The sequence below is a fragment of the Mucilaginibacter sp. P4_E8 genome (assembly GCF_056401495.1).
In genome coordinates, this window is the sequence record NZ_JBFUJG010000205.1 from 1 (window position 1) to 6692 (window position 6692).

A 6692-nucleotide genomic window follows, 5' to 3' on the forward strand; every position below is an offset into this window, starting at 1 on the left:
GGTGGTGTACTCGGTACCATCTGCCAGTAATAATGATACTGATGGCAGTTGTTTCAATTTATCCGTTAGGGTTTGACCAGGATATTGTTCTTTAAAGTTTACAAAGTCCTTTTCGCCTAAAGCAAAATAAACGTGTACATCATGTACATCTGATAATTGAGTAAGTGAGGTGGCATCTTGTGGGCCAACTAAACTACCTTGTTTCTTTTCTAAACGACCAATGTAACCACTTACAGGGGCTTTGATCAGGGTATACCCCACATTGATCTGTGCTGTTGATACGTTTGCTTTTGCCGATTCAATATTGGCTGTAGCAACCTGGTAAGCAGCTTTGGCGGTTTTTAACTGGTACTCAGATACTACCTTATTTTGAACAAGCGGGGTAAGCTTATCAATTTCCAGCTGTGCATTTATTTGTGATGCTTCAGCGGAATGCAAGTTCGCCAGCGCGTTGTTTAAAGCTGCACGGTACGGCTGTTCGTTGATCTTGAAAATTGGCTGACCTGCGTTTACAAAGGCGCCTTCGTCAACAAAAACTTTATCTAAAGTTCCGCTTACCTGCGGGCGTATTTCTACATTAACAGTACCTTCTATTGATGCAGGATATTCCTGGTAAGTGGTTTCTGTTCCTGAAGCAATGGTTGCTACAGGTAATGATGGTGGCGGCGGAGCTTGCTGTGTTTGCGGCGCTGAAGAGCAACCATATAATGAGAGGGCGATGAGCGCTAAAATGATACTTTTCATGAATGATTAATTTTAATGATGATAAATGATAGGGTGTTAAAAACCCAGCCCAAAGGCTGGTAGATGTATATGTTGATTGAGTTATATTCTTAGTTATATTTTGCAATCACTTACAAATGCGTTAGCGTAGCTAACTCTCTTTACATGATTGCTTTGATTTAGCGGTGTTAATATTTTTAACACCGCTGATTAGTAGTAGGTAAAAGTTAATGTCCATTTTATTTATATTTTATTATTACGTAGATGCTTAGAAKTTTCATTTAACAGTGTTAAATTATTTAACACTGTTATTTATAGATTAAAAAATTACACCTTTTCTTTCTCTCTCTCAATAGATCTGATTATACTGCCAATGGCATCTTTTAACACCTGGCGGTTTACCTCATCAGAATAACCCCTTCTGAGAATATTGATAGAAATAAGACCATGAACAACCGACCAAAAAGTATAATATTTTAAACAGATCAAATCTTTGGATGGATTTTCTATATCCATTAGCTCAATTATTACTTCGCTAAACAGTGTGGATGGGTTTTCTGACTCAGGCAGGGTTTCTACAAGGTCACAGCAACAATTCATCTCTACTCCAAACATCAGCTGGTAAAGCTCTTTGTTATCAAAGGCAAAATTCCAATAAGCCAGCCACATAGCTTCCAACTGCTTAGCGGGAAGGCGATGCTTACCACGGGCTTCCTGCAAATCTCTGGATAAAATTAAATATCCTTTTCGGGTAAGCTCAAGCAGTATAGCTTCTTTATTTGCAAAATATTCATATATGATAGGCGCGGTGTATTCAATTACATCGGCAATTTTACGCATACTTAAAGACTGCCATCCCTCCTCTTTCACAATCTGGAGTGATGCCTCCAGGATGTTTATCCTGGTTTCATCTTTTAAGCGTTGTATTCGTTCTTTACTTGCCACTTTTTTATGTAATTAAATTATTTAACAGCGTTAAATGATTTTTCAAAAATAACCGGGAACAAATTTTATCACCCGGTTTTAACACTCATTAATTTATTTAACAGCGTTAGGCAAAAGTATACAGGATTTGAATTTTATTTACCATCGCTTTGTCAAATTCATTTCATCTTAATGTCAGGTAAAAGATGTTTAAACGGAGGCTTTTTCTATCAAATAGATCAACTGCCCCATATGATAGCTCTGATGATTGGTACGATTGATGAGTATATTAAGCTTGTTGCGGTGTGGTTCCTTTTCAAAATCCTCTGCAGATATGGCGCTATGTTTGGTAAACCAATCAGCAGGCTGCATCGCATCCATTTTTTGTTTAAGCAGCGTATTTACCTTATTCCAATATTCTTTTACCTCGGTAATTGAAGGTTTTTCAATTTCGGATGTCTCCGGGTTTTTCACAAAAATATGATCTAACTGCGGATAAAGCCTTTCGTCCAATTCCAGAAATGTGAACATGCCGTCGCTAACCGCTGTAAGGTGCCCTAATAAATAAAGGCCGCTATTACGGCCCGGCGCTGTTTCAGAAAGCAATTTTTCATCAGTCAGTTTATTTAACAAACCGTTTAGTCTTGTGTTCTGTAATTCCCAATTGGATACAGCTATTTTAATAAAAAGTTCGGTTGGTTGGGCATTTATTTCCGGTTGAGTTTCCATGATTTGGTTTTGATTTTTTATGACTTTATAAATCTGAAGTCACACCGAAACAAGTTCGGCATGACATTCTATGTAATATGTTTTATGTAATATATTATTATGGCACCAAGGTATTACTTATAAAGTAAATCCGTAATTCTTTAACCACTTATCTTTGATATCTGCACGTGATTTTACAAATTCATGATCAGCACCCAAAGCAATTGCATCGAGCGGGAAACGCAGCGGGCGGGTTCCCTTTTCTTTATTGATCAATTCAAGAACCCCATCGGCAATAGTTTGCGGGTCCATTTTAAATTCAGCCATCTTGCCAAATAAAGCTGTACCCATCTTATTAAAAGCATTGGTGGCACCATCACCATAAGCAGCAATAATATCTTCTTTATCAGCATTAAAACCAGTTTTGCTACCGTTATTCATTTCGGTTGGGTATACACCACTTTGAATGGATACGTTTTCGATACCATAAGCTTTTAATTCCTGCTGGATGCCTTCTGTTAAAGATTCCATCGCGAATTTTGAAGCCATGTAAGGCACCATAAAAGGCATTGTAAAGCCACTGGCACCTGTTGAAATGTTGACGATCAGGCCATTTTTATTTGCCCGCATAGATGGCAATACCGCGTTATAGGTACGCAGCACCCCATAAAAATTAACATCGAACAAGCGTTTTACCTGGTCAAGTGTATAAGCTTCGGTTAAACCAAAACCTGCTACACCGGCATTATTAACCAATACATCTATACGGCCATGTTTGGCCAGGCTTTGTGCTATAGCTTCATTTACAGATGTATCGCTGGTTACATCCAGCTCAACCACATCGACACCGAGCAATGCAGCAAGTTCCTGGGCCGCTGCCTGATTTTTACCATTTACGCCACGCATTGCAGCAATTACGGTGTGACCTTCTTTTGATAAAGTTTGAGTCATTAATTTACCAAAACCGGTGCTTGTGCCGGTTATAAAAATTATCTTTTTCATTTTGTTATGTATTTATTTACATAACAAAGGTGCGGTGACCACAAAACCTGCCAAATGACATAAGGCAGAAAATTGCATTGACATTTGTCAAGCCTTTTACAATAAATAGAATAATTATAAGTTTTGCGGCAAAACTTCTGGTTTTGCTTCCGAAATTTTAGATACCATTAAAATAATAAGTGCCCCAAAACCCGCAACAATACCAAACGCCCAACGCAGGCCAGCCGCCTGAGCTATAAAACCAACAGCCGGTGGTATTATTAAAAACCCGAGATAACCTACTGTAGATATTGCAGCCAGCGCCTGCCCGGTATTCATACTTTGCGATTTACCGGCCATGCTGAAAACTAAGGGCACTACACATGATACGCCCAAACCCACCATAGCATACCCTAAATAAACGGTATAGGTATAGGGCAATGTTACCGAAAACAACAGGCCTGTCAGGATCAAAATACCGCTAAAACTCAACACTTTCTTTATCCCTGCCGATGCAACCAATTTATCGCCTGTAAACCGCCCAATGGTCATGGCTACCATGTAAACCACAAAGGCCGCTGTTGCGGCCGGCTTTGAAGCATGCAGCACCTTTTGAAAATAAATCCCGCTCCAGTCGTACATGGTATTTTCGCAGGCCATAGAAGCAAAACAGATCAAAGAAAATTTTAGCAGGTGTTTATCAGGTAACGAAAAAACAGATCTGTTAGCCTGAACAACTGGCTTTTCATGATAAGCATATGGATAAAAGATGACTGTTATAATGATCATGCCTATCCCCACAAACAATAAATGATAAGATGGAGCAACATTATATGATACCATTAAATAACCTACCGCGGCACCCGCAAAGCCAGCCATACTCCAGATGCCGTGAAAGGTAACCATGATAGATTTGTCGTAAAACGACTGCACACTTACCGCTTGCGCATTTACAGACAGATTAAATATATTACGGGCCGATCCGAAGAAAAAGAGTAGTACAACCAGTTGCCACATATATGCTGTAAAACCGGGTACACACAATAAAAGATTAAAAGCAATAGCTCCCACAAGCATTATGCTCCTGCTGCTAAAATGCTTAAGCATTTTAGCGGTTAAAGGGATAGTGAGCATTAAGCCTATTGGCAAGGCAAATAATACCGCTCCTAACTGCCCCTCATTTAAATGTAATTGCTGTTGTATTGATGGGATACGTGAGGCCCAGGATGAGTATCCAAAACCCGAAATAAAAAAGAATACTCCGCAGGCAATTCGTAATTTTAATTTCCCGGGAGCCGTTACCTGATCCATACTTATTTTAAAGTGCAAAAGTATGGATAATTTATAAGTGTAAAACCCTACTTTGAAACAATCTGTTTACGGATACGGCTTAAAGTTTCCGGGGAAATACCCAGATAAGAAGCGATCATATTTTGAGGAAAACGCTGAACCAATTCCGGATAATTATTCATCAGTTCATTATAACGATCTTCGGCAGTTTGGCTAATGGCCGAGCGAATCCTTTTTTGATGTGAGATATAGCTGCGTTGATCTATCTTTTTCATGGTAGCATCAACAGCCGGAACTGTTCTTTTAAGTTCTTCCAGGTGCGCGCTGGTAATTTGTAATAATTCAGAATCTTCCAATGCGTCAATATTATAGGTACCTGGTTGCTGTGTGGTAAAACTCTCATAGTCGGCCACCCACCATCGTTCAATACCAAATCTTACGATGTGTTCAATGCCTTTATGATCTACCGAATATTGACGCAACGCGCCTTTTGTAATAAATGAAAGATATTTGCATACATCTCCCTCCTGTAAAAGGTATTGTCTTTTTCGCAGTTTTTTAGGTTTAAAGGCATCCTGTATCCGCTTAAAGTCCTCGTCAGATACTGGCAACGATGAATAATCAATAATATATTGTAAAAGTATATTGTACATTGTAGTTAATTTCAGCATTAGCGGTAATGCAGTCAATCAAAAATAAAGATATAATTTTATCAAAGCAGAATTATCCGGCAATTGCAATTTTGAGCCATTTGTTTGTGCCCATAGTTAATAAGCATTATTTTTGAGAACATAAATTAAATAAACAAAGCAATTTACGCTTAAAACCTACTCATTAAAAAATGAAAACCAGCAGCACAACATCTGAACCTACTTATAAAGCTGCCCGGGTTGTGGCTCCATCAATAGAGCGGCATTTTAAGTATTTTCACTCGCAAGTAAATGCTGCCGGAGATGACGCCGATCTTGCTGCCCCTACACCCGATATTAATATAATTGAAACGATAATTGACATTGCCTTTTGGGCCAGTTTGCGCCGTGAAGAGGGATATTCACCAAAATTTACACTTGCTTTTCTGCCTCCTGAAAGTGCCGGACAACCATTGCTGTTTGGTCATAAAATATCGCTTGCACCAAATATTTTAACAAAATTTGCTTCTGCTGTTCAGCAACCGGGGATACACCTGGGTGTGTGGATTGAGGATGGCGAACTTTATGTATGGGGAACCACCCTGGCAATACCGGCCTATTGTTTTGTATTAGAGGTAATTGAACCAGGCCTGCTGGTTGTAAAACATCGCCGGGTTGATGGATTTGGCAAATTTGTGAACATTGCCATTTTAAAAGGTGATGATATAAAAGTAGTGGATGAGCAGGGTTCAACCCTTTCAGACTGCCCTACAATACTTACCTCTATGCTTGATTTTACCCTGCCCTCATCCTGGAACGACCCTGTAAACGTACTGGTACAATTGGCGGCCTCCATGCAGGCCCACAAACGCGGGGGCATATTACTGGTTGTGCCCACAGGTAATGAAGAGTGGATGGAATCTATCATTACACCTATCTCCTATCCTGTATCCCCGGCATTTTCAGGTCTTACTGATCTGATGATACATGAGGGGATTGAAAAATACCATACCTCGTGGCAGGAAAAACTGCGCAGGGCCGTAGATACCATTGGCGGTTTAACATCTATTGATGGTGCAACGGTAATAAATGATAAGCACGAGCTGTTGGCTTTTGGAGCCAAAATTGGCCGCTCATCAAAAAGCGCACGGGTTGAAGAGATCATCGTTACTGAACCTGTGGTTGGCTGTTCAACCAAAGTAATACACCCGGCTCAAAACGGTGGCACACGGCACCTGGCAGCTGCTCAGTTTGTGTTTGATCAACAGGATGCTATTGCATTGGTAGCTTCGCAGGATGGCCGATTTACGGTATTTGCATGGTCTCCGATTGTAAATATGGTTCATGCGCATCAGATAGATATTTTGTTATTGTGACCTCACATATATAGATTCAAAATAAAGCTGTCATGCTGAGCCTGTCGAAGCATGGTGGGCA

General features: G+C 39.9%; 7 protein-coding genes. 1 reads left to right on the forward strand and 6 read right to left on the reverse strand.

What is annotated here, in order from left to right; all coding sequences use genetic code 11:
* The 6 genes from AC1DRQ_RS28630 to AC1DRQ_RS28655 all read right to left on the reverse strand — a co-directional run.
* Positions 1-744, reverse strand: a 744-nt coding sequence (locus AC1DRQ_RS28630; RefSeq protein ID WP_477429108.1) for an efflux RND transporter periplasmic adaptor subunit, incomplete at its 3' end; no start/stop codon positions are given.
* A gap of 306 nt (positions 745-1050) precedes the next feature.
* Entirely contained in the window at positions 1051-1668 is a 618-nt protein-coding gene (locus AC1DRQ_RS28635; RefSeq protein WP_429392888.1) for a TetR/AcrR family transcriptional regulator, read from the reverse strand.
* Between the two features lie 189 nt (positions 1669-1857).
* Positions 1858-2376, reverse strand: a complete 519-nt coding sequence (locus tag AC1DRQ_RS28640) for a DinB family protein (RefSeq protein WP_477429110.1) — start codon at positions 2374-2376, stop codon at positions 1858-1860.
* Between the two features lie 117 nt (positions 2377-2493).
* Positions 2494-3357: an SDR family oxidoreductase gene (locus AC1DRQ_RS28645; protein WP_477429112.1), complete on the reverse strand. Its 864-nt coding sequence runs from the start codon at positions 3355-3357 to the stop codon at positions 2494-2496.
* 114 nt (positions 3358-3471) lie between these two features.
* A complete protein-coding gene (locus AC1DRQ_RS28650; RefSeq protein WP_477429114.1) occupies positions 3472-4647 on the reverse strand; it encodes an MFS transporter in 1176 nt (391 codons plus the stop codon).
* Positions 4648-4694: 47 nt separating this feature from the next.
* Positions 4695-5279 (reverse strand): Crp/Fnr family transcriptional regulator, encoded by a 585-nt coding sequence (locus AC1DRQ_RS28655; RefSeq protein WP_429392899.1) that lies wholly within the window; start codon positions 5277-5279, stop codon positions 4695-4697.
* Between the two features lie 188 nt (positions 5280-5467).
* Here AC1DRQ_RS28655 and AC1DRQ_RS28660 point away from each other — a divergent pair, with 188 nt between their 5' ends.
* Entirely contained in the window at positions 5468-6631 is a 1164-nt protein-coding gene (locus AC1DRQ_RS28660) for a putative sensor domain DACNV-containing protein (RefSeq protein WP_477429117.1), read from the forward strand.
* Positions 6632-6692 lie beyond the last annotated feature (61 nt).

Excerpts from the sequence above, each read along its gene's own strand:
- AC1DRQ_RS28640 (WP_477429110.1), bottom strand. The coding sequence starts at position 2,376 with ATGGAAACTCAACCGGAAATAAATGCCCAACCAACCGAACTTTTTATT.
- AC1DRQ_RS28645 (WP_477429112.1), bottom strand. The coding sequence starts at position 3,357 with ATGAAAAAGATAATTTTTATAACCGGCACAAGCACCGGTTTTGGTAAA.
- AC1DRQ_RS28650 (WP_477429114.1), bottom strand. The coding sequence starts at position 4,647 with ATGGATCAGGTAACGGCTCCCGGGAAATTAAAATTACGAATTGCCTGC.
- AC1DRQ_RS28655 (WP_429392899.1), bottom strand. The coding sequence starts at position 5,279 with ATGTACAATATACTTTTACAATATATTATTGATTATTCATCGTTGCCA.
- AC1DRQ_RS28660 (WP_477429117.1), top strand. The coding sequence starts at position 5,468 with ATGAAAACCAGCAGCACAACATCTGAACCTACTTATAAAGCTGCCCGG.